The organism is Clostridium sp. (assembly GCF_030532265.1).
GTDB lineage: Bacteria > Bacillota > Clostridia > Clostridiales > Clostridiaceae > Clostridium.
Genome location: NZ_JAUNLM010000014.1, coordinates 15964 through 38702, shown reverse-complemented (window position 1 = coordinate 38702; position 22739 = coordinate 15964). Strand labels below are relative to the sequence as shown.

Annotated in this window: 19 protein-coding genes, 1 tRNA gene and 1 other RNA gene; 4 read left to right on the top strand and 17 right to left on the bottom strand. The window is 24.4% G+C overall.

What is annotated here, in order from left to right:
- The first annotated feature begins 106 nt into the window (after positions 1-106).
- A complete protein-coding gene (glsA, locus tag Q4E08_RS05150) occupies positions 107-1039 on the top strand; it encodes a glutaminase A (RefSeq protein ID WP_303129100.1) in 933 nt (310 codons plus the stop codon).
- Between the two features lie 62 nt (positions 1040-1101).
- Here glsA and Q4E08_RS05145 read toward each other — a convergent pair whose 3' ends face one another.
- From Q4E08_RS05145 to dnaX, 4 genes are all read right to left on the bottom strand, one after another.
- Positions 1102-1350: a pro-sigmaK processing inhibitor BofA family protein gene (locus tag Q4E08_RS05145; RefSeq protein WP_303129099.1), complete on the bottom strand. Its 249-nt coding sequence runs from the start codon at positions 1348-1350 to the stop codon at positions 1102-1104.
- Positions 1351-1614: 264 nt separating this feature from the next.
- Positions 1615-2211 carry a recombination mediator RecR gene (recR, locus tag Q4E08_RS05140; protein ID WP_303129097.1) on the bottom strand — a complete coding sequence of 199 codons (597 nt, stop codon included), beginning with the start codon at positions 2209-2211 and terminating at the stop codon, positions 1615-1617.
- 154 nt (positions 2212-2365) lie between these two features.
- Positions 2366-2704, bottom strand: a complete 339-nt coding sequence (locus Q4E08_RS05135; RefSeq protein ID WP_024614223.1) for a YbaB/EbfC family nucleoid-associated protein — start codon at positions 2702-2704, stop codon at positions 2366-2368.
- A gap of 149 nt (positions 2705-2853) precedes the next feature.
- Positions 2854-4494: a DNA polymerase III subunit gamma/tau gene (gene dnaX, locus Q4E08_RS05130; RefSeq protein ID WP_303129094.1), complete on the bottom strand. Its 1641-nt coding sequence runs from the start codon at positions 4492-4494 to the stop codon at positions 2854-2856.
- A 242-nt stretch (positions 4495-4736) separates the two neighbouring features.
- Between dnaX and Q4E08_RS05125 the strand changes: the two genes are divergently transcribed.
- The 3 genes from Q4E08_RS05125 (at position 4737) to Q4E08_RS05115 (ending at position 6735) form a co-directional block, all read left to right on the top strand.
- Positions 4737-5354 (top strand): hypothetical protein, encoded by a 618-nt coding sequence (locus Q4E08_RS05125; RefSeq protein WP_303129093.1) that lies wholly within the window; start codon positions 4737-4739, stop codon positions 5352-5354.
- Positions 5355-5449: 95 nt separating this feature from the next.
- Positions 5450-6241 (top strand): thymidylate synthase, encoded by a 792-nt coding sequence (locus Q4E08_RS05120; protein ID WP_303129091.1) that lies wholly within the window; start codon positions 5450-5452, stop codon positions 6239-6241.
- Positions 6241-6735 (top strand): dihydrofolate reductase, encoded by a 495-nt coding sequence (locus tag Q4E08_RS05115; RefSeq protein WP_303129089.1) that lies wholly within the window; start codon positions 6241-6243, stop codon positions 6733-6735. The genes Q4E08_RS05120 and Q4E08_RS05115 overlap by 1 nt, the downstream gene beginning before the upstream one ends.
- Positions 6736-7016: 281 nt before the next feature.
- Here the strand turns inward: Q4E08_RS05115 and ffs are convergent.
- The 13 genes from ffs to Q4E08_RS12155 all read right to left on the bottom strand — a co-directional run bounded on the left by ffs (position 7017) and on the right by Q4E08_RS12155 (position 22686).
- Positions 7017-7281, bottom strand: an RNA gene (gene ffs / locus Q4E08_RS05110) — signal recognition particle sRNA large type.
- Between the two features lie 2 nt (positions 7282-7283).
- A tRNA-Ser gene (locus Q4E08_RS05105) sits at positions 7284-7373 on the bottom strand.
- A 526-nt stretch (positions 7374-7899) separates the two neighbouring features.
- Entirely contained in the window at positions 7900-9945 is a 2046-nt protein-coding gene (locus Q4E08_RS05100; protein ID WP_303129087.1) for a hypothetical protein, read from the bottom strand.
- A 107-nt stretch (positions 9946-10052) separates the two neighbouring features.
- Positions 10053-11570 carry an ATP-dependent RecD-like DNA helicase gene (locus Q4E08_RS05095; protein ID WP_303129086.1) on the bottom strand — a complete coding sequence of 506 codons (1518 nt, stop codon included), beginning with the start codon at positions 11568-11570 and terminating at the stop codon, positions 10053-10055.
- Positions 11571-11627: 57 nt separating this feature from the next.
- On the bottom strand, positions 11628-12599 hold the full coding sequence (locus tag Q4E08_RS05090; RefSeq protein WP_303129083.1) for a hypothetical protein: 972 nt from the start codon (positions 12597-12599) through the stop codon (positions 11628-11630).
- A gap of 422 nt (positions 12600-13021) precedes the next feature.
- Complete coding sequence (locus Q4E08_RS05085; protein ID WP_303129082.1) at positions 13022-13549, bottom strand: hypothetical protein; 528 nt, start codon at positions 13547-13549, stop codon at positions 13022-13024.
- Between the two features lie 264 nt (positions 13550-13813).
- Complete coding sequence (locus Q4E08_RS05080; RefSeq protein WP_303129081.1) at positions 13814-14746, bottom strand: hypothetical protein; 933 nt, start codon at positions 14744-14746, stop codon at positions 13814-13816.
- Between the two features lie 135 nt (positions 14747-14881).
- A complete protein-coding gene (locus Q4E08_RS05075; RefSeq protein ID WP_303129080.1) occupies positions 14882-17890 on the bottom strand; it encodes a type I restriction endonuclease subunit R in 3009 nt (1002 codons plus the stop codon).
- An 18-nt stretch (positions 17891-17908) separates the two neighbouring features.
- A complete protein-coding gene (locus tag Q4E08_RS05070) occupies positions 17909-18379 on the bottom strand; it encodes a hypothetical protein (RefSeq protein ID WP_303129078.1) in 471 nt (156 codons plus the stop codon).
- A 97-nt stretch (positions 18380-18476) separates the two neighbouring features.
- The gene (locus Q4E08_RS05065; RefSeq protein ID WP_303129077.1) at positions 18477-19745 is read right to left on the bottom strand and encodes an SH3 domain-containing protein; all 1269 of its coding nucleotides are present in this window, start codon (positions 19743-19745) and stop codon (positions 18477-18479) included.
- Between the two features lie 186 nt (positions 19746-19931).
- A complete protein-coding gene (locus tag Q4E08_RS05060) occupies positions 19932-21257 on the bottom strand; it encodes a restriction endonuclease subunit S (RefSeq protein ID WP_303129076.1) in 1326 nt (441 codons plus the stop codon).
- Positions 21258-21268: 11 nt separating this feature from the next.
- On the bottom strand, positions 21269-22270 hold the full coding sequence (locus tag Q4E08_RS05055; protein WP_368410164.1) for a class I SAM-dependent DNA methyltransferase: 1002 nt from the start codon (positions 22268-22270) through the stop codon (positions 21269-21271).
- A gap of 8 nt (positions 22271-22278) precedes the next feature.
- Complete coding sequence (locus Q4E08_RS12155) at positions 22279-22686, bottom strand: type I restriction-modification system subunit M N-terminal domain-containing protein (protein ID WP_368410163.1); 408 nt, start codon at positions 22684-22686, stop codon at positions 22279-22281.
- Positions 22687-22739 lie beyond the last annotated feature (53 nt).

The window sequence follows — 22739 nt, the reverse complement described above, 5'->3', positions numbered from 1 at the left end:
CATATAAATATTCATTTTAAGTTAATTGAATAGATAATTTTACAGTGATATGCTTTAGCTATACGCCAAATAATAGACGAAAATAAATTAAAAATGAGGTGAATTTATGAATATAAATAAAGTAAACTTAAACTACTTAATAGAAAAAAATAAAATATATATTGAAGATGGACATGTCGCTACATATATACCAGCTCTTGCAGAAGTTAATCCTAATCAACTAGGTATTTCAATCTATAATCTAGAAAATAATAGAGAATATTCAGCAGGTGAATGTGAAGTAAGATTTGCAATAGAAAGTATTTCTAAGGTTCCAGCCTTAATACTTGCTATATTGGATAACGGAATTGAAAATGTATTTAATGAAGTTGGTACAGAACCAACTGGGTTTGCATTCAATTCTATTATGAATATGCAAATAAATCATAGAAATAAACCAACTAATCCATTTATAAACGCTGGCGCAATTAAAGTAAATTCTCTTATTAAAGGTAAAAATTCAGAAGAAAGATCAAGGAGAATATTAGATTTCTTTAAAAAAATAATGGATGATGATGAAATTGAATTAAATACTGAAATTTATTTATCTGAAAAAGCTACTGGGGATGTTAATAGATCTCTTGCTTATTATATGAAAGGAAATAATATGATTAAAGGTGATATACCTGATATATTAGATTCTTACTTTAGACAATGTTCTATGCTTGTAACTGCAAAAGGCTTAGCTAGAATGGGTGCAGTACTTGCAAATGAAGGTGTTATGCCTTGGAATAATGAAAGATTATTTTCAATAGAAACAGCTACTGTTGTTAAATCATTAATGACTACTTGTGGGTTATACGATGAATCTGGAACATTTTCTGTTCATGTTGGTGTTCCTTCAAAAAGTGGTGTTGGTGGTGGTATTATATCATCAGTTCCTAGTAAATGTGGTATAGGTTTATTCAGTCCTGCTCTTGATAAATACGGAAATAGTATTGCTAGCATAAAATTGCTTAAAGATATAACAGATAAATTAGAATTAGATATATTTAGATAGTTTATATTTCATTATATAAAAATAAGTCATTTATCAAATTATTATTGATAAATGACTTATTTTTATAAAAACATCTGAAATAATATTATAGCTATAACTCCTGGTATTCCAAATATTCCAGCAATAAGTGCAGTTATAATATTAATCCCAATATGTATACCAAAGTTTACTCCTATTAAATTAATAATATACAACAATATTACTCCACATATCCCATTTAATAGTAACTTAATTGGCCATTTTAATAATTTTAAAAGAACATATAATATTATAATTCCTATTATTCCATAGATAATTAATTCAATATCCATAATCTCACCTTCTTTATTTTAAATCTTATTTTATATATACATAAGTTTTTTTCTATTTATAACTATTCTATTATTAATTTCTATTATTCATAATAATGGACAAATTTTATAATATTAATACATAAATAAGAAACTAATTTTAAATTTTAAGTAACACATTCTTAAAATAATCATACATTGTTATCATAAGAAGCTTTTCACTCATTCTCAAACAAAACTTCTAACTCCCATCTATATTAAGGGCTCTAATGAGCCCTTCTTTTTTTATATTTGAGTTCTTCCTTGTAATGCTTTTGAAAGTGTAACTTCATCTGCGTATTCTAAATCTCCACCAACAGGTATCCCGGCAGCAATTCTTGTTACCTTTACATCTAACGGTTTAAGTATTTTAGCTATATACATAGCTGTTGCTTCACCTTCTATATTAGGATTTGTTGCTATAATAACTTCTTTAATTTCTTCTCTCATTCTTGAAACTAATTCCCTTATCCTAATATCTTGAGGACCTCTTCCTTGCATAGGTGATAAATTTCCATGAAGTACATGATAAAGACCATTATATTCTTTAACCTTCTCCATTGTCATAATATCTTTAGGCTGTTCTACTACACATATAGTACTCTTATCTCTACTTGGATTACTGCATATTGCACAAGGATCTGAATCTGTAAAATTCCCACAAACTGAACAATATTTAATAGTTCCTCTAGCCTTAACTAAAGCATCAGCAAATTCCCTAACCTCATCTTCAGGTAAATTTAATACATGAAGAGTTAATCTTTGCGCTGTTTTTTTACCTATACTAGGTAATTTAGCAAATTCTTCTATTAATTTTTCTATTGCAACTGGATAAAATTCCATAAATATCTCCCCTTAAAATTATATAATTTTACTTTTACTTTTATTACTATACGTAAAACTATCTTATAGTTTAATACAGTTTTTAACTTTTAACAACTTTTCTATTTAATTATAAAAAGCCAGCTGAAAGCTGGCTTTAAATATATTTTTTAAATTAGAATAATCCTGGTATGTTTAATCCACCAGTTACTTTACCCATTTGACTTGCAGTTTCTTGTTCTGCTTTTCTTAATGCTTCATTTACTGCACTTAGTACTAAATCTTCTAACATTTCTATGTCATCTTCATCTACTACTTCTGGCTTTATGTTAATAGATAATATATCTTTTTTACCATTTGCAGTTACAGTTACAGCTCCGCCTCCAACTGATGCTACAAATTCTTTTTCTTCAAGCTCTTTTTGCATTTGCTCCATTTTCTTTTGCATTTGCTGTGCTTGTTTCATTAAGTTATTCATTCCTCCCATACCACCTGGGAATCCACCTCTTGCCATATATATATCCTCCTTATTAATAGATTCTAAATCTAATTATATAGCATTTTCTTTTACTTTACTATACATATAAGCTCAGTATTTAATAGTATAACTACTATATATAAATATGTTTTTTCATTTTATAATGTACCAATTAATATTAGCCTTTATTCATCAATAATATCTAAAAACTCAGTTCCTATAATATCTGTTAAAACCTTCTCCGGATCAGAATTTTCTTTGTTTTCATCAATAACAGTAAAATGAACTCTCACTTTGTTTTTTAAAACCTCAGAGAAAACCTCATTTACAACTTTATTATTTTCAGGCTTTTCTAATCTATCTTTATTGAATGAATATTGCTCATTATATTGAATAGTTATTACACCATTTTTGCAATCAATAGGCCTTCCTGTTGTTATTGATGCATAAATTATCATTGCTCTCCTGTTTTTAAATTCTTCTAATATATCCTTCCAAGCAGATTTAACTAATTGAATAGTTACATCATTTGAAAGATTTTCATCCTCTACTAATATATTATTAGAATCTTTCTTATTTATATTGTTTCCACCTTTTGATGTACTATTATCTATTACTTGCTTACTTCTAATATTATTTGAATTAACAGCATTCACTGATTCGATTTGAATTTTTCCTGACTTTAATGCTGCTTCTAATTTATTTATTCTGCTAAGAATTACTTCATTAGATGTATCATATTCTATTTTACATATCTTAATTATTGCAAGTTCTAAATATAATCTTGCTTGCTTTGACATTTTTGCATTTGTCTCTGCTTCTTGAAGAATTCTTATGCTTCTCATTATTTCCTCAACTCTTATTCTATCACCTTGCTCTTTTACTAAAGCAATATTTTCAAGTGACATGTCAAGAACTTCTTCTGGGTTATTTGTAACCTTAATCATTAAAAGATTTCTATAATGTGCTATTAAATCTTTTATAAATAAAAATACATCCTTCCCTGCAAATACTATTTTGTCAATTATAGTTATAGCTTTTTCTATATTTCTTTCTATAGTTGCAGAAGTTAAATCAAATAAATACTCATTTGTAACTAACCCAAGCATTGATACTAACTCTTCATAATCTACATTTCCATCTCCCATAGCAATGGCTTGATCTAATATACTTAAGGAATCTCTCATAGCACCATCTGACACTCTTGCAATAAGATTTAAACTTTTATCATCTGCAAAAACGCCTTTATTCTCTACTATAGTTCTAAGTCTTCCTGTTATTTCTGAATTATTTATTCTTTTAAAATCAAACCTTTGACATCTTGAAAGAATTGTTATTGGAAGCTTTTGAGGATCTGTTGTTGCAAGGATAAATATTACATTTGATGGGGGTTCCTCTAAAGTTTTAAGGAATGCATTAACGGCTCCAGTTGACAACATATGAACCTCATCCATTATATAAACCTTATACTTTGCTTCTTGTGGTGGATATTTAGAATCATCTATAATATCTCTAATTTTATCTACACCATTATTTGAAGCCGCATCTAATTCTGTAACATCAATTGCTAACCCTTCATTTATCTTTTTACACATATCACATTCATTACAAGGCTCACCATCTTTAAGATTTAAACAGTTTAATGCCTTTGCAAATACTTTTGCAGTAGAAGTCTTACCAGTACCTCTTGTTCCACAGAAAAGATATGCATGAGCTATTCTATCATTTAATATTTGATTTTTTAATGTTGTTGTTATATGTTCCTGACCTACTACATCTTCAAATGTTTTTGGTCTCCACTCTCTATATAACGCTGTATATGCCAAGGGCTTTCCACCTCTTTTTCTAAAGTTAAACTTAAATTAATTATACAATAAATATATTAATAAAACTACGTATAAACATTAATAGTAATTATACCCTTTTACTATACTTTTAAATAATAATTTTAATTTATAATATATTTTATTTATTAAATAAGCTAATACTTTTTTAAATTTTAGTTTACATATAATAAATTTAAATATTTTAGTGCTAACATATTTATAAAAAGACTTGAGGTGAGTTAATGAATAAAAAATTACTTCCAATTCAAAAAAACAATTTAATATATTTCTTATTAGGAATAATACTTGTAGTATGTTCAGCTGGATTTATTTATTATTCCGTCTCAACTAATTACTTAATAAATTTTAATTCTAAAAATTTAAAAGATTTTGCAAAATCACTTTCAACATTAGCTGAAATAGGTTTTTTCTTAGCAATTACTTTATTTGCTCTTAGATGTATAATCAAAAATCTAAATCAAAAAAGAGAAAATATATTAAATAAGTGGCTAAATAAAATTAATATAGTAATTCCAACAGAAGTTCAAAATGAATTTTTAGAAAATACTATATTAGGAAAAATTAAAAAATATTTATTTAGTATATCAAAAATTTTTCAAAGATTTCATATAATAATAGCATTAATATCAATTTCTTTAATATTAATTCATGCTTATATATTTTTACATTTAGGATTTAAGTGGAGAGTTGGATATATTATTGGTATTTTGGCCCTTATTGACCTATTATTAATACTTATAACAGGTATTTTTAGAATTTTTAATAAAAGTATCCATGCTCATAAAGGACTTGGTATTATATTTATAATATTAATGTGTTTACATATAACGTTAGTTTAATAAAAAGCTAACGTTTTTATTTTTGCAGTTTTCATTTTTTAATTAAAATAATATGTTAAAATAATATGATACTAAAATGAGAGGAGTTTTTTTCAATGAGTTTATACGATAAGCAATATCTTGATATTGTAGAAAAAATTTTAAATGACGGATATTACGATCAAAATAGAACTGGAGTAGCTACATACAAACTTCCACATCAAATAATGCAATTTGATTTAGAAAAAGAGTTTCCTATTCTTACAACTAAATTTGTTGCTTTTAAAACTGCTGTTAAAGAACTTTTATGGATATATAAAGACCAATCAAATAGCGTTAAGAAACTTCAAGAACAAAACGTTAAGATTTGGAATGAATGGATGATGGATGATGGAACTATAGGAACATCATATGGTTGGGTTGTTAAAAAATTTAATCAAATTGATAACTTAATAGATGCTTTAAAAAATAATCCACAAGATAGAAGAATGATGATTAATTTATGGCAAATACCATATTTAGATACTGGTGCTCTTCACCCATGTTGCTTCCTTACAATGTGGGATGTAACTGATGGAAGATTAAACTGCATGCTTGTACAACGTTCAGGAGATATCCCTCTAGGTGTTCCATTTAACACTAGCCAATATGCAGTTCTTGTTCATCTTATAGCACAAGTAACTGGACTAAAACCTGGATTATTTACTCATGTTATAAATAATGCACATATTTATGAAAACCAAGTTGAAGGAATGAAAATTCAATTATCAAGAAAAGATGAAGCATTTGATGCACCAAAATTATGGATAAATCCTGAAATAAAAGACTTCTATGATTTTACACCAGATGATATAAAACTTGAAAATTATCAGCATCATCCTGCAATCAAAATGGAGGTATCTGTTTAATGTTATCTATAATAGTTGCAATAGCAGCATCTAATAATGCAATAGGTAAAGATAACTCTCTTTTATGGCACATTTCTGAAGATTTAAAAAGATTTAAAGAGATAACATCTGGTCATAAAATACTTATGGGAAGAAAAACTTTTGAATCTCTTCCAGGAATTTTGCCAAATAGAGAACATATAATTTTAACTAGAGATAAAAATTTTAATGTTGATTCTGATAAGGTAACTATTATCAATAATATTGAAGATGCTATTAAATATTATAAAGATTCTAATGAAGAAATCTTTATAATTGGTGGTGGAGAAATATATAAAGAATTTCTTCCATTTGCAAATAAACTTTATTTAACAAAAGTTTATAAGGATTTCGATGCAGATACATTTTTTCCACAAATAAACCTTGATGAATGGAAAGTTATCCACACTTCAGAAACAAAAATTGATGAAAAAAGTGGATTAAATTTTGAATTTATTGATTTATTAAGAAAATAATTTATCAAATATATTAAAGCAGTCATTTTAATGACTGCTTTTTTTAAATTATATTTTATACTAAACTTATTTATCATTTAAAATTGTAACTCCACTTATTTATAAACAAGAAAAAGAGGGGTACTTGCTCTTGGATGCAAGTCTCCCTCTCTTTCTTATCCTATTGTTTTTGTCCTATATTGTTAATCCTATTGAAGAGTAACCTAAATTAATTATTTACTGAATATATGTATTCTTATTTTGAATATATGTATTCTCATGCTCAAAATAACATTAAAAAACCGTGCACCTCGCTTCGACAGTAGCTTATATGCGTTACCTATGCAGTTAGCTCAGGCCAGATTGATCCACGGCACACGGAAGGAACCACTTATTGCTGCTTCCTTCCGGACCTGACAAGGTTCATGGGCTCCCGTTGCGTGGGACCCAGCCATCAACACCACTTACATAGGGCAGACCACACAAGCTAAAGCCTCCCCGAGGAATTCGATCCTGCTATAGCGGATTGCAGGTTACAGGGCACCGCTAACTCCCCATCTAGCACGGTCTGGCGGAGAGAGTGGGATTTGAACCCACGGTAGAGTTTCCCCTACACACGCGTTCCAGGCGTGCTCCTTCGACCACTCGGACATCTCTCCATATGTTATTAGTATCACTTGATTCTACGATGAATACACATGATTTCTTGATGAGTAAAGAACACAATTAAACATGTGTTGTATCCTTTTTTTAATCCTAAAACGTATGTATTCAGAATACTAACACAATAATACCATATATATTTTTCAAATTCAATAAAATATTTAATTAATTCTTATCAGAAAAATATAAAGTTGAAAACAATAATAGTATTATATATTACATTCTATAAACATTTTATATTTATAGAATGTAATTACTATAATTTTATTAAAATATTTTTATCACTTCTAAATTTATATTTTTAATACTTATATTTTCAAGAACTTAAATATATTTTTATCATAATACCTTAAAATATTTAAACTATTAATTTTATTTAACTTATATTTTGTAAATATCATATATAATAATTAACCTTCTATACCAATAAATTTTTTTATAAACTTTTAGCTTATAAAAGAAAAACACTAATCTTTAGTTATTTTTTTATATATAATTCTATATTATATTATTAATTTCTAATTAATTATACTCTGATTCCATATTAATTATTTCATTATATTTGTTTCTTTCTTTATGCTCTATTTTTTTATATTGACTTGACTCTTTATTAAATAATAAATTTTTTATATCAATAATAAATTTTATGAAAACTCCAGTAAGAATCACATCGATACCAATCTGTAATATTGTTTTTCTACTATCACAATTAGCCCAACTATAAATTTTAGTTACAAAATTATATTTCCAATCCAAAAAGAATAAATGTAAAATTGCAATAACTATTATAAATATAATGCATATAATTCTAATTGTAACATTCCTAACTATTCTTCTTTTTATATTATTATTTATTATATATTCATCTCTTTTTTCATTTAATTTATTCTGACTCTTTATTTTTTCCTCTTTCTCTTTTAACTTTATATTATACTTTTTCTCTAATTCATCTTTGTGATGTTTTTCTAATGCTATCTCTTCATCCTTGTCTTTTAACCTTTTATCTATTATTTTTTCACTCTCTTTTTTTACGAACTCTTCTAATTGATCATAATTATTTTCTTTCAATATTTCATTAGCTTCATTTTCTATTATTTCTCTCGCTAATAAGTTTTGAGTTGAAATATCATTACTTATTTCAGAAATACAATTTAATATAACATTTATTTTTTCTTTTTCTATATAAGATTCATTATTTCTTAAACTCAAAAAACTCACAAAACTCTTAAAATCATTTGATGTCCTTGTTGTAAACCTTAGAATTATACTTAACCATTGAGTAGGTAGAAATACTATTGGTTGATTTCCATTTCTTCTTTCATAATCCCATTCTCTTAATTTTAAATCAGTTGATATTAAAAAATATTTTATTTCTAATAACTTTTGAGTATTAACATTTTGTTTTTTTCTCTTTTCTTCTATCAAAATGACATTTTTAGCATCAGTTTCATTAGAAAATTCACCATTTCCACTTTTCACAGTAGATATTTCTAATTTAGTCTCATCTACATTTTTTTTAATAATTTCTGATTTCATATCTAATAAATCACTATAGTTAGTATCTATATTAAATTCTTGTTTTAAAGATTTATACATTAATATAATGTTCGCTTTAAACATATTTAAATCATCATTATTTTTACCACTTTTCCACTCACAATATCTATTATATAAATCTTCACCTTTTCCATAATTGCTATATAAATTAAAATTATTGTAAGCATTTCTATATTTTTTAATTTGTTTAATATAATAATCTAATGAATTATTAAATTCATCTTCAGTATATTTAGATATATTTAATCTTATTTTTCTTTCTTTGCAGTTTTTTAGAAAACTCCTTGTTAACTCTTTTCTATCATCTCCGTTAACCCCTATAGCTCTATATATTATATTAGTATCTAAAAAAAATTCTTTATTTCTTAATTGGTTATTATTAATTAAATTATTATTTCCAGTTAACATACAATATTCAAGTGATAAGCTAACTAAATTAAATATAGCTTTGTTTTTTTCTTCATCTTCATATTCAAGAAATTCATTTATAATTTTTATTTCTTGTTCAGTATATTTAGAAGAATCAACTGTTATATTTTCTTTTAAAGAATTATTATTTATACAATGCTGATAACAATTTAGATTTGTAGTAAAAATTTCATATAAAAACTTATAAAGAATATCTCTCGTTTTTTCTAAATCATATTTATATAAATTTATAAATAAATTTATATATTTGTCTAAATAATTATAATCATTTTTAATCATAGATTCATATCTTTTATTTTCTAAATTAAAATATAATCTTTCATTATCATATTTTATAGTAAATCTATCATTGTTTTTTTTAATTATTCTTTCAATTTCTTCTTTTTGCAAAGTTAAAAAATATTTACTTTCACAAAACTTCATAGCTTGAATTACAGATATTTTTTCATTTTTATTATCTATAAATATAGATTCTATAATTTTTCTTAATGTAGTATCCTTTTTTACATTATAATTATCATCTTTATATAACAAAGTTGATAATCTAAATATACTTTTTTCATCAAATGTGTTTTCTTGCATTTTATCCCCCAATTAAATTTAAATCAATATTATATATTACTTAATTAATAAAAAGGTATTTAATAATCATTATTTTTATTGCTTGTTATATCATTTTATATTTTTTATTAAATTATCTCATTATCTTCTTTTAATATGTAATTTAATAACATTCTTCTATTATCAGATTTTTCTACAGATCTTAAAAATATCTCTCTACTTCCAATACCTACAAATCTTTCTTTTGCCCTTGTAACTGCAACATATGATAAATTTCTATTTAACATTTTATCCTTTTCATCAACTAAAAGAATAACTACTTTATATTCACTACCTTGCATCTTATGTATAGTATTAGCATAACTTAATTTTAGCATTTCTTGTGCTTCTTGAAATGTATACATTATAGTTTTATTATTAAATTCTACTACTATATTTTTTAAATTTATTTCAACTACAATTCCTTCTTCACCATTAAATACATTCTTTTTATAATCATTTTTTATATTGATTACTCTGTCTAATACAACAAATCCCTTTTCATCTCTATATTCTCTATTATTTATTTCATTTACTAATTCTCTATTTATAGCATTTACTCCTAATTCACCATCATTTTGAGAATTTAATATAACTATATCTTTAATATCATATCCACATTCCATTAACTCTTTAAATTTATTAACAGCTTGTTTTCTTATCTCTTTTTTATCACTAATATCATAAAATTCAAATTCATTCTTTTTATTTTTTATCCAATTTTTCTTTTTAATCAGTATATTTTCTGCATTTTTTAATATTAAAGAATTTTCTGATTGTCTAATAACTTTATTTAAATTAATAACTTTTATTAATTTACTTTTTACAAGCTCTTTGAATATATTTCCATAACCTATTGGATTCAATTGATTAATATCTCCTAATAATACAATTTTTATATTCTCATTATTTTTTACACTCTTTAGCAACCTATAAAATAATTCTAAATCCACCATAGCTGCTTCATCAATTACCAATAAATTTGTATCTTTAAATATATCCTTTTTATTTTTATTTTTATTAGTACTTAACTTTAAAAATTTATGTATCGTCTGAGCTCCTTTTATATCTTCTAAAGATATTCTATTTACAGCTTTACCAGTGAAAGAAACTATATCTATTATTCCACTATTATTTATAACCTTGTATATTGATAATATGGTTTTTACTATAGTTGTTTTTCCTGTTCCTGCTTTACCTTTTATTATACATATATTTTGTCCTAAGGCATTGAATACAGCATCCTTTTGTTCATTATTTAATTTAATATCATTTACTTTATCTATATATTTATTTAAGCACTTAGTATCAACTATACTTCTCTTTGCTTTTATTTCAATTATTAAATCTATAATCTCTTTTTCTATCTTATATAACTTTTCTAAAGTTATAATTTTTTTATTACCATATTCTTTTATAATTATCATCTTATCTTTAATTAGTATATTTAAAATTTGTCCTATATACTTATTATCATACTTATCTCTAAAGTTCTTTTTAAAATCACTTAATTTTATATATGTATCTCCTCTTAAATTACTATTTATAGTATTTATAAATTCTTGTTTTACACTCTCTAATTCATTAAAATTTTCTTTTGTATTCATCTAATGACTTCCCCTAATATCTTATATGTAAATATATTAAAATATATAATAAATAATTTATTTAGCTAATAGTTTTATAGCCTTATCATCTCTTACTATTTTTAAAGTATTTTCTTTTCCTAAAACCATAGCTATATGTTTAGAAGTAACTTTAGTAGGAGATACATTTAACTCTAAAAATTTACTACATAAGTAATTCGCTTCATTTAGTACATCTTCTGTCCAACGTGGAATTCTATAATAAGTTATATTATTATAACTTGTCTTCTTTTCTTTAATATCATCAATTTTTTCAATTAACCCAATTGCCGTAAATATATTTATTATAGGAGATAAGGTTTTTTTACTTATTCCTATATTTTTAGCTAAAAATTCTAACGAAACACTAAAAATAGAAGCATCTTTATAGTTTTTATATAAGTCATTTACTCCTTCATCTAATAATATTTTAAGCTTATTTAAATGCTTTCCAATAAATTTATCTGCTGAAGGATAATAAAATTTATATTTATCCCAAAAACAAATTCTACTATAATTAAAAGTATAATTACTTGCTATATCCTTTATATCACTAACAAATATTTCAGTTAATGATATTAATTCCTTTAATGCTGTATAATAATCAACTTTCATTATTATTTCATATAAATCTACTATTCCATAACAATATTGACCATCTAAAAATTCCATCTTATATGTTTTATCTCTATTATTTAAAATTATTTTTGCTTTTTTATTATTTCTTAAAAATTTAAGTTCAGCTATTTCTTTGCCAAAATTAAAGTATCTGTTTAAAGTATAATCTTCAAATTTATTTTCCCATTTTAATTTTAATATTTTTTCTTCTAAGTCATCCTCACTTTTAATTATAAATGCTACAATTCCAGTATCCACATCTAAATCTGTTTCAAATTCTTCTCCTAATATAGTCTTTATATTTAAAAGCTTTCTTATATCTATTTTTTCTAATTCTTTGATTGCTTCTTCTAATGTATTAACTTGTATGTTCAAACATATCTTAGATTTCAAATTTTCATAATTATCAATTATATACTCCTTATATTTATTATTTTCTTTTATATACTCCTTAGCTCTATTTTTATTTTTATTTATGTATTTACTATCATTTTTTTCATATGTATTTCCTCATTTTCTTACTCCGGACAATAATCCATACGCTTTTATTTGTTTAAACTATAATCATTAATTAGACAAAGTTTAGGCGTATGGAAGTTATGGGTTTGCTTCGCTTCACCCTCTCCTCTAAATGAATTTATATTTTATTTTACCTAAAGTCTTTCATTAAAAACTTAGTAGCCTTCTTCATTAAGTCTCTTTATAACTTAACTTAATAAAATAAATAATCCTAATCATATTATTTTTATAACCCATAACTCAGTTTAATTTATATTTACTTATATAACAAATTTTACATTTTTAATTAATTTTTTTCAAATACCTTCAGTAATTTGATTTGTTTGTTCAATTATACGTTCTTTACCTCTTAAAAAACTTGCAATTACTTGATCCTGACGTTTTGATAATGCTTCAATTTGAATAGTATAACTCTTTATTTGCATGCTTATATCATCTTCAATTTTTTTCTTATATATATTATGAGCTACACTTCCTACTTCATAGTTTTCTAATAATGCTAATAATTTAGGCAATTTCTCTTCAGTGTATTTATAATTGTCAGAATCAATCCTTTTATTTAAACTTCTATAAACTTCTTCTATTTCATTTACTATTTGTAAGTATCTTTTTTCTATAATTTCTATTCTTATTTGAGCTACTTCATTTAACTTTTCTTGCATCGCAACAATAGTTTGAACCATAAAATTTAATCCTTTAGCCTTTGCTTCTTCCAATGCAATATTATTTTGTGTTTCAAATTCAAGTATATCTATTCTTGCATTTTTCATTATCTCTATACGCTCTTTTTCTAAAAGTAACTCATCTATTGAAACTTTATCCATTTCACACCTCGTAATACTATTTATTAAGTTTCCTCTATTATTTATATAAATTAAGGATAATTATATAAAATAAAGCAAATTATACTATAACTATATAAAATATCCCTTTATTTTTCTATTTTATGTTTGAAATTATCTATATAACTTTAAACAAAAAAGAGCTTAAAAAGCTCTTTCTTACCTTATTTAATTTAATTAATAGAAAGCTTGTCTATTCCTATAAAATTTATTCTAAATATTATAGTTAGATAGTTTCTCCTTTATTTATAATAAAGTATTTTTAAATAAGCTTTTATCTAAATTAATTAATTTCTTTATTTCACGTTTATCCAATAATATAATATTATTTTCTAACAATATATATTTAGTCTCTTCCAGTATAGTACTTTTATCACAAATAACAATAGGAGTATACTCTTCATTTAATTCTTCATAATATATAATCATATTATTTATAAAATCTTTATTAACTTTCCTTGATTTTATCTTATGATGCTTTATTTCTATAATAAATTTTTTCCCGCATTTTTCTAAAATCATATCTGGATAGATAACTTTTCTTCCCTTGCTAACTTTATACCTTCCCATATAAACATTAAAACCATTATTCTTAAATACCTTTGAAATTATTTTTTCTTGTGTTATACCATCATGTTTTTCGATTAGTTTTAAAGCTTGATTTAACTTTGAAGCTCTTATTTTTATAAAAGCCATGTCATCATCATATTTGTTTTTATCTCTAAATATAACTAAATCATTAATAGTTACAAAACTTCCATGTGCAATAGAATTTCTAATATGTCTAAGAAGCGACCTCGTGATAGTTTCTTTTTTATTAGTATTGTAATTTTTACCAATGCTTAAAATTATTTTCTGACATGATTCACAAATCTTATTTTCATAACTTCTTATATATTTACTTAATTGATTTTTATTTAGTATAGCTGTATCTTTATTTTTATCTATACCTATATATTCTAAAATAAATTCAAAAACAGCTTCTGAATATAATGTATCATCTATTAATTCATGCCGATATGATTGAACTGAGTCAATTCCTGGTACATACCATAATAACCTTTCTATGCTTTCCCTTAAATCATCATTCATCAATATAGGTTTTGGATTGTGATACATATTATATTCACGCACATTTCTATTTTCACAACATACTTTAAAAGCACCATACTCATTCATAAAACTTCTCCCTTATATTAATTATTTATATAGAAATTTTATCCACTAATCAATTTTATATACAATCTTATTCATTTCATTATAAAGTTATGTAAATAACTTTAAATAAAAAGAGCTTTAAAAGCTCTTTTTTACTTATCCATTTAATTCTTTATATACATTCATTAAAAGATACTCTTTTATTTCTTCTCTAAATTGCTCATCTGCAAGTAATTTAGTAAAGAATTTTTCATTTTGACCCATTCTATCTATAACTATATCCATGAATTTACTATCATACGAAAATTTAAAATTTTCTATAGTATTATTTTGTGCTTTTATCTTAAGTTCATCATTATTTACCATATCTTCTTTAATTTGATCAATAGAAAGTCTATCTGTTTCTGTAAAATTTGTTCCAAATCTTTCATTAACTCTTTCTATTATAGTAGATAACTTCTCTTTTTCTTCATCTTTTTTACCTGTGCTCTTTCCAAAGCTCGTTGGATCTAAATTAACTTGTCCTTCTTTTATTAATGATATACTTCCTTCAAATGTTTTTGTATTTTTATAATATTCTAATGCTACTTCATCACTTAATTTAAATTTATCTTTCTTTCCTTTAGGTAATTTCTTTAATAAAAAAGTTATATATATATATAACTTATGCAATGATACATCTGAAAAAGGACCTATTTGTAATACAAATGAATATAATCTTATATATTTTGCAGCTATACTTTTAAACTCATTTTTTTCATCTTCAGTTTCTAAATTCTTAAACCTTTCAACTGCTAAATCTATTGTTCCATTTACTTTTTCCGAACCTTTGTAACTTTTATGTGTTCCTTTAAAAAATATCTCATTTACTTTATTTATTTCTTCTTCTGTAAATATTTGATACCCTCTTAATAAGTCATCTAAATCATATAAAAGATTTGGATCTGTTTCTGATGATATTCCTGTAACTTCATAGTATGGTTGGAATGCTTTTTGAATATCTTCCCAATCATTAACAAAGTCTAATACAAATGTCCCATCTTTTCCTGTACATGTTCTATTAATACGGGATAATGTTTGTACTGCCTTTATTCCATCTAACTTTTTATCTACATACATAGCATATAATAATGGTTCATCAAAACCAGTTTGGTATTTCTCAGCAACTATAAGTATTTTATACTCATCTTTTTTAAATTTTTTAGGTAATTTCTTTTCTGAAAATCCATTCAATTCAGGTTCTGTTACACTAACTCCATTATCATCTATACTCCCTGAAAATGCTACTAACGTATTTATATTTACATACCCTTTTTCCTTTATATACTTATCAAATGCTTTTTTATATTCAACTGCCTGTAATCTTGATGATGTTACGAGCATTGCTTTGGCTTTTCCATTAATTTTATGCATAACACATTGTCTAAAGTGCTCTATTATTATTCTTGTTTTTTGAGATATATTGTACGGATGTAAAGCCACAGATTTGACTATAGCATTAGTTGCTTGTTTCTTTGATACTTTTGGATCATCTTTTATTAATTTGGTTACATTATAAAAAGTTTTATACGTTGTATAATTAAGAAGAGGATCTAATATAAACCCTTCTTCAATTGCTTGTCTCATTGTATAAATATGGAATGCTTCTGGTTTTCCACTCTCTCCAATTTGACCAAACATCTCTATTGTCTTAGCCTTTGGTGTCGCAGTAAATGCAAAAAATGATATATTATCTTGTTTACCACTTTTAGCAATTATCTCTCTTATTTTATCTTCTGTATAATCTTCATTATCAAATTCATTATCTATTTCTCTAATTTTTTCAATGTCTTTAGAGCTTAAAGCTTGTTTTACTGCAATTGCTGATTTCCCATTTTGAGAACTATGTGCCTCATCTATAACTATTGCATAGTTATTTTCTCCAAGTTCTTTTTCCTTAACTTTTTCTAATATAAACGGAAACTTTTGAAGAGTTGTTATAATAATTTTTGTTCCATTAATCAAAGCATTTGCAAGCTGACTTGAATGTTTATCTATTTTTTCTACTATACCAGCTTTATGTTCTAATTGATATACAGCATCTTGCAATTGTTTATCTAAAACTCTTCTATCTGTTATGACAATAACTGTATTAAAAATTGCGTTATCATTTTTATCATGTATTTTAGCTAATCTATGAGTAAGCCAAGAAATTGTGTTCGTCTTTCCTGATCCTGCACTATGTTGTACTAAATAATTATTTCCTACACCATTTTCTTTTACATGCTCCTCTATTTTTCTTACTGCATCTAATTGATGATATCTTGGAAATATTACAATTTCTTTATTTTCAATAATTTTATCGTTACAATCTTTTATTTCTTCTATTTTTATATATACAAATCTAAATAATATATCAAGCAAACTATCTTTTTGTAATATGTTTTCCCAAAGGTATGCAGTTCTAAAATTATCTCCATTAGGAGGATTTCCAGCCCCTCCTTCATTCCCCTTATTAAAAGGTAAGAAAAAAGTCTTATTTTTATTAAGTCTTGTAGTCATATATACTTCATCAGTATCAACAGCAAAGAAAACTATAGTTCTTTCCTTAAATTTAAATAATATTTCCTTTGGATTTCTATCTTCTTTAAACTGTTTTTTTGAATCTTCTACATTTTGTCCTGTAAGTTGATTTTTAAGTTCTATAACTACAATAGGTAATCCATTCAAACTAATCATCATATCAATTGAATTATTATTATCTTTACTATAATAAACTTGTCTACTAATAGTAAAAATATTCTTATTATACTTCTCCAAAATAGAATAATTCATTGATGATACTGGTTTATCATATGCAAGTTTTAATGTTTCTCCATAATCTCTTATTCCATGTCTTAAGCAATCAATCATACCTCTATTATGGAGTTCCTTATTTAATCTTTCTAAAATCTTTTCTTTATAATTATCCTTATATATCTTTTTTAATTTATTAAGAGCCTTTTCTTGAGTATTTTCTAAAAATCTAAATAGTATTTCTACATCAATTGCATATTTTTTAAAAAGAGTTAAATCAAATTTACCATTTGCTTTATCATCAGTTAAAATTCTTTTTTCATATCCACTTGATATTAAATAATCTTCTATTTGCTCTTCAAAATTTCTTTCTGAATAATCAAAATCCAATATATTACCTCCCATAATCTAATATTTTTTTATTTCATTTAAATTGCAATCTAATCTCTTATTTATAATCCATTCTTCCAACTCTTCTTTTGCTATATTCCCACTACTATAATCATCAATATCATATATTAAGTATGTGTCTTTATTTTCAGTATTTGGCCTTATTTTGCTATCAGGTCCAATAATAATAATTAATCTTTCGAATTTTTCTTCATCATCTATTTCGTCATACTTGTCCATTATTAGATTTGTGCCTTTTTTTGCATTATGAAATTTCACTTCAACTCTTTTACCGTCTTTATCAATACCATCATATCCTTTATTTTTTTGTGATTCACATAAAGTAATACCATATAAATTAGAAACTATATATTCAGCTATATCTCCTAAATACTTGCTTGACCTTATTACATTTTTTTCTTCTAATTCTTTAGTTATATCAAAAAACTTTTTTATTAATGATAAATTTTCATTAAAATTGCTATCCATATTAATTACTCCATTTCTTAAAACAACTTACCTACTAATAAATGCATTTGTAAGCAATGTATCTTATGTAAATATAATATTTTAATAATAAAAAAGATCATTTTTCAAACCTACTAATATATCTTGTAAATACCCATCCCTTTATACAAGCATCATCTTTTTCATATTCAATAAAAGACCAGTTCTTATTCTTTTTTAGAATTTTTACTACATCTCCATAATTTAATTCACATATTTTATTAGATTTTATATTATTACTAACTCTTACACTTAGTGCATTAGCACTAACAAACCTGTATGTATTTAAAATATATTCTTTGTTATCTTTAGCTTCTTTATCAATATTTTTAACTACATTATGCTTAATATCTTTATTTGATTTTGTACTGCTTATATTAGCTTGAACTAAAATAATAGACTTCTCTATAATTCCTTTTCCAATATCCTCTATATAAGATTGAATTGATGAGAGTATAAAAATAACTAAAAACATAACTATTATAGGATGTTTATATTTAAATTTTTCTATAACAGAATATACTTTCTGCTCTATATTGAGTTCATCATTCTTTAAAACTTCATTTGTTTCTTTTATTGGTGTACTATTTTCTATATACTCATTTTTTGATATAATCGTATTAATATCTTTAATTTCATATGCAATTCCTAATTTAACAATATCATTTACTTCTAATATAGCTTGTTCGAATATTTTATTTTTATTATTTAACTTAAGTTCATTAAATGTTTCGCTAATGGAACTAATATTATCCAGTCCCTTTATATTTTTTAATGAATTTAACGCTTCATTAATAGGAGTAAGATTTAATGCACTTACTTTCTTTAAAGAATCAAATTCTTTGTTAACATAACCAATATTATCCAATCCCTTTATATTTTTTAATGAATTTAATGCTTCATTAATAGGAGTAAGATTTAATGCACTTACTTTCTTTAAAGAATCAAATTCTTTGTTAACATAACCAATATTATCCAATCCCTTTATATTTTTTAATGAATTTAATGCTTCATTAATAGGAGTAAGATTTAATGCACTTACTTTCTTTAAAGAATCAAATTCTTTGTTAACATAACCAATATTATCCAATCCCTTTATATTTTTTAATGAATTTAATGCTTCATTAATAGGAGTAAGATTTAATGCACTTACTTTCTTTAAAGAATTAAATTCTTTGTTAATAGAATTAATATTATCCAATCCCTTTATATTTTTTAATGAATTAAACATTTCATTAACATCTAACTTTTTCATCTTTTTCAATAAGTCACTCTCTTTGTCTATTGAGAAAGTGAAGTTTGATATTGATTTATTATTTAAAACTATACCTTTTTTGTTTTTATCCATTACAATCACATCCTCAATATTTTATTATATAATTTATAATCTTTTCTTTAATTAACTGAATTTACTTTTTTACTATAAGATATAATTTCTACTTTAAACGCACTAATAATTCTTCTCATTATTGAAATTTATAAGTTTCTTATCTTATAAGTGTATTTATATATTTTATTTCATTTAAGAATATAATTATCTTATATCTATCTTTCCGGTAACAAGTTCTGATATTAATGACTGTCTATATTCCTTTAACAATTTAATTTGAGTCCAAATTTGATCATTTAACTCTTGTAATATACTTAATTTCTTATTTAAATAATTTACTATCATATCTTGTTCATTTTTATTTGGTATAGCAATTTTCATATTTTTAATTATTGATAAATTGATTCTACTTCTTGTTGAACCAGTAGAATTTATATTAGCTTCAAATTTCCCATATGAATTTAGGCAATGCATCACAAATTCATAATTGTATTCATTACTTAATTTAAGACGTATACTATCAGATGAAATTATATATTTATCAAACCTATCTGAAACTATAGTTGCTCTTCCAGCAGGCATCATTTTAGCTATTACTATTTCTCCTGGATATACAGTATGTCTCTTTAGATCTTCTGCTTTTTGTTCAGTAATATATTTTATATTATTGAACTTATGAATACCTTCACCAATATTATTTAACTGAATTATAGGAACACCTTCATCAACATATTCTTCATTCTTCATATCAGATCCAAATGGTCCATCAACTATAGAATATTTATCAGAATGTGAAATATATTTTAAAAGTGATATATCCCAATTTTCTGGAATTTCTCCAATCCAATCAATACCACTATTTTTCATTTTTATATTTTTATCTAAGCCTTTTGTTACTGCTTCTCTTATCAATACTTCTTGTTTTTCTTTTAATAATTCTATTAATCTTTCTTTTTTATTAATCAGTCCATCAATTTCAGAAGTTTTTTTATCGAGAAATTCAACTATCTTTTCTTGTTCTTCTATAGATGGAACAAATACTTTGAGATTCTTTAAAAATTCATTATTTATAATTGGCAAAGTAGTATAATTAGCTATTTTATTAATTTTTTCTTTATTATCTAATAACCAATAATATAAATATTTATTATTTAATTTTTCATTAGTACTTATTCCTGTAACTTGTTGATTAAAACTACTCTCATTCTTAAGTATAGCAACTTTTCCTAATGTAGCTCCAATTCCAACTATACATACAGTTCCTCCTTTAAGAAGTTTTACTTGATTATCATTAATTGCTAAATCAGTTATAGTTTTATTTGATTTAATTAAGAATTTTCCTGTGAAATCACCTGGAGTAAACCACTGAATATTTCCATTAAAATAATCTTCATTTTTAGTTGATGGTGTAGACCCTGTTTGAATATCGCTTATTAAGTATTTCATATTCATTATATCCCATTCACTCGGAAGTTTTGGCAAATAATTAATATTACTATTCTTATAATTTTCATAAGATTTATATCTCATTTTTTCATCACCTATCCTAAAAGTCTTTCTAACTTCTCATTTATATTTTTTTCAATATCTCTTATATCTTTCATTATATCTTCTGAACTTCTTAAAGCAGTATACTTATAGAAATATCTTGTAAATGGTATCTCATATCCTATTTTCGTTTTCTTCTTATCTATCCAAGCATCATTTACATGTGGAATAACTTCTCTTGCCATATACTCTTGTATATTTTCCTTTAATGGTACATTTTCTGTATCTCTTAAATCTGGATCTGCCTCTAAATTTCCTTTAGAATCTCTTGAAACTTCTGCTTTTTCATCTTTTTGCCCAAGTCCTTGAAGTATTCCTTTTAATACTCCTGCACTTACTTTAATGTTTTCTTCTTTAAAAGCTTTTTTCAGTTTTTCAGTAAATTCTTCTTTATTTAAGTAAATTTCTTCACTTCTTAGATCATTTAATATAGAAATTATACTATTTTGAAGTTTTTTACCTTCTTCTATTTCGATTTCACCTGCTTCTCCTATTTTTCTTGAACTTGCAATCTTTTTAAATATATTACTTTCTTTAACTTTACTTATAGTTTCATTTGTTATTTTAAAGCTCATTTTCAAAGGTCTTTCAACAGTTATCTTTTTATATCCAAAGTCCTCATTATCAAATATTTTGCAATTTTCTCCTTCTTTGAACTGACCATATATTCTAACTATTTCATCTATTTGGCTATTTGAAATTTGATTTCTTTTATTTCCCATAGACTTTCTCATCTTTTCATAAAAATCTACTGCATTTACAAGTTGTACTTTTCCTTTTCTTTCATCAGATTTCTTGTTAGTTAAGATCCAAACATATGTTGATATTCCTGTATTATAGAAAAGTTGTTCTGGCATAGCTACTATACCTTCTACTAAATCATTTTCTAAAACATATCTTCTTATTTCACTTTCTCCACTTCCTGCATCTCCTGTAAATAATGGAGAGCCATTCATTATTATTGCTATTCTTGATCCTTCTTCATCATTTTTCATCTTACTAACTAAATGCTCAACAAATAATAACTGTCCATCTTATCTATTTCTTTATCAAAATCAAAATACTCTATTATTTCTCTTGCACTTTTAGAGAATCCATTTATATAATCTCTTAAATTATCAGCTATATTATCTGAATCATCTAAAAGTTTCTTAAAATCAAACTTACTTGTATTAAAGAAACTTTCATTTGAGACTCTTATTAATATTTGCTCTCTTGCTTCCTCTGGAAGTGATTTATATTTTTCATTCTCATTTAAAACATCTTCCTTAGTTTTAGATAGTACACAATCAAATCTTCTTAATACACACATAGGAAGAATAACATTACCGTATTGCTCCTTTTTATATACACCTCTTAACTTCTCTGCATTATTCCATATTAAATTAACCTTGTCTTGAAAGTTTATCATTATCTATATTCAACTCCTAAATTTACAAATTTACACATATATATTTTATTATA

What these genes read in the sequence shown, in the direction of transcription:
- Q4E08_RS05070 (WP_303129078.1), bottom strand. Translation starts at nt 18,379, where the DNA reads ATGGATAGCAATTTTAATGAAAATTTATCATTAATAAAAAAGTTTTTT.
- Q4E08_RS05060 (WP_303129076.1), bottom strand. Translation starts at nt 21,257, where the DNA reads ATGAGATATAAATCTTATGAAAATTATAAGAATAGTAATATTAATTAT.
- glsA (WP_303129100.1), top strand. Translation starts at nt 107, where the DNA reads ATGAATATAAATAAAGTAAACTTAAACTACTTAATAGAAAAAAATAAA.
- Q4E08_RS05085 (WP_303129082.1), bottom strand. Translation starts at nt 13,549, where the DNA reads ATGGATAAAGTTTCAATAGATGAGTTACTTTTAGAAAAAGAGCGTATA.
- Q4E08_RS05135 (WP_024614223.1), bottom strand. Translation starts at nt 2,704, where the DNA reads ATGGCAAGAGGTGGATTCCCAGGTGGTATGGGAGGAATGAATAACTTA.
- Q4E08_RS05055 (WP_368410164.1), bottom strand. Translation starts at nt 22,270, where the DNA reads ATGAAAAATGATGAAGAAGGATCAAGAATAGCAATAATAATGAATGGC.
- Q4E08_RS05065 (WP_303129077.1), bottom strand. Translation starts at nt 19,745, where the DNA reads ATGGATAAAAACAAAAAAGGTATAGTTTTAAATAATAAATCAATATCA.
- Q4E08_RS05145 (WP_303129099.1), bottom strand. Translation starts at nt 1,350, where the DNA reads ATGGATATTGAATTAATTATCTATGGAATAATAGGAATTATAATATTA.
- Q4E08_RS05100 (WP_303129087.1), bottom strand. Translation starts at nt 9,945, where the DNA reads ATGCAAGAAAACACATTTGATGAAAAAAGTATATTTAGATTATCAACT.
- Q4E08_RS05095 (WP_303129086.1), bottom strand. Translation starts at nt 11,570, where the DNA reads ATGAATACAAAAGAAAATTTTAATGAATTAGAGAGTGTAAAACAAGAA.
- Q4E08_RS05080 (WP_303129081.1), bottom strand. Translation starts at nt 14,746, where the DNA reads ATGAATGAGTATGGTGCTTTTAAAGTATGTTGTGAAAATAGAAATGTG.
- Q4E08_RS05120 (WP_303129091.1), top strand. Translation starts at nt 5,450, where the DNA reads ATGAGTTTATACGATAAGCAATATCTTGATATTGTAGAAAAAATTTTA.
- Q4E08_RS05115 (WP_303129089.1), top strand. Translation starts at nt 6,241, where the DNA reads ATGTTATCTATAATAGTTGCAATAGCAGCATCTAATAATGCAATAGGT.
- Q4E08_RS05125 (WP_303129093.1), top strand. Translation starts at nt 4,737, where the DNA reads ATGAATAAAAAATTACTTCCAATTCAAAAAAACAATTTAATATATTTC.
- recR (WP_303129097.1), bottom strand. Translation starts at nt 2,211, where the DNA reads ATGGAATTTTATCCAGTTGCAATAGAAAAATTAATAGAAGAATTTGCT.
- Q4E08_RS12155 (WP_368410163.1), bottom strand. Translation starts at nt 22,686, where the DNA reads ATGATAAACTTTCAAGACAAGGTTAATTTAATATGGAATAATGCAGAG.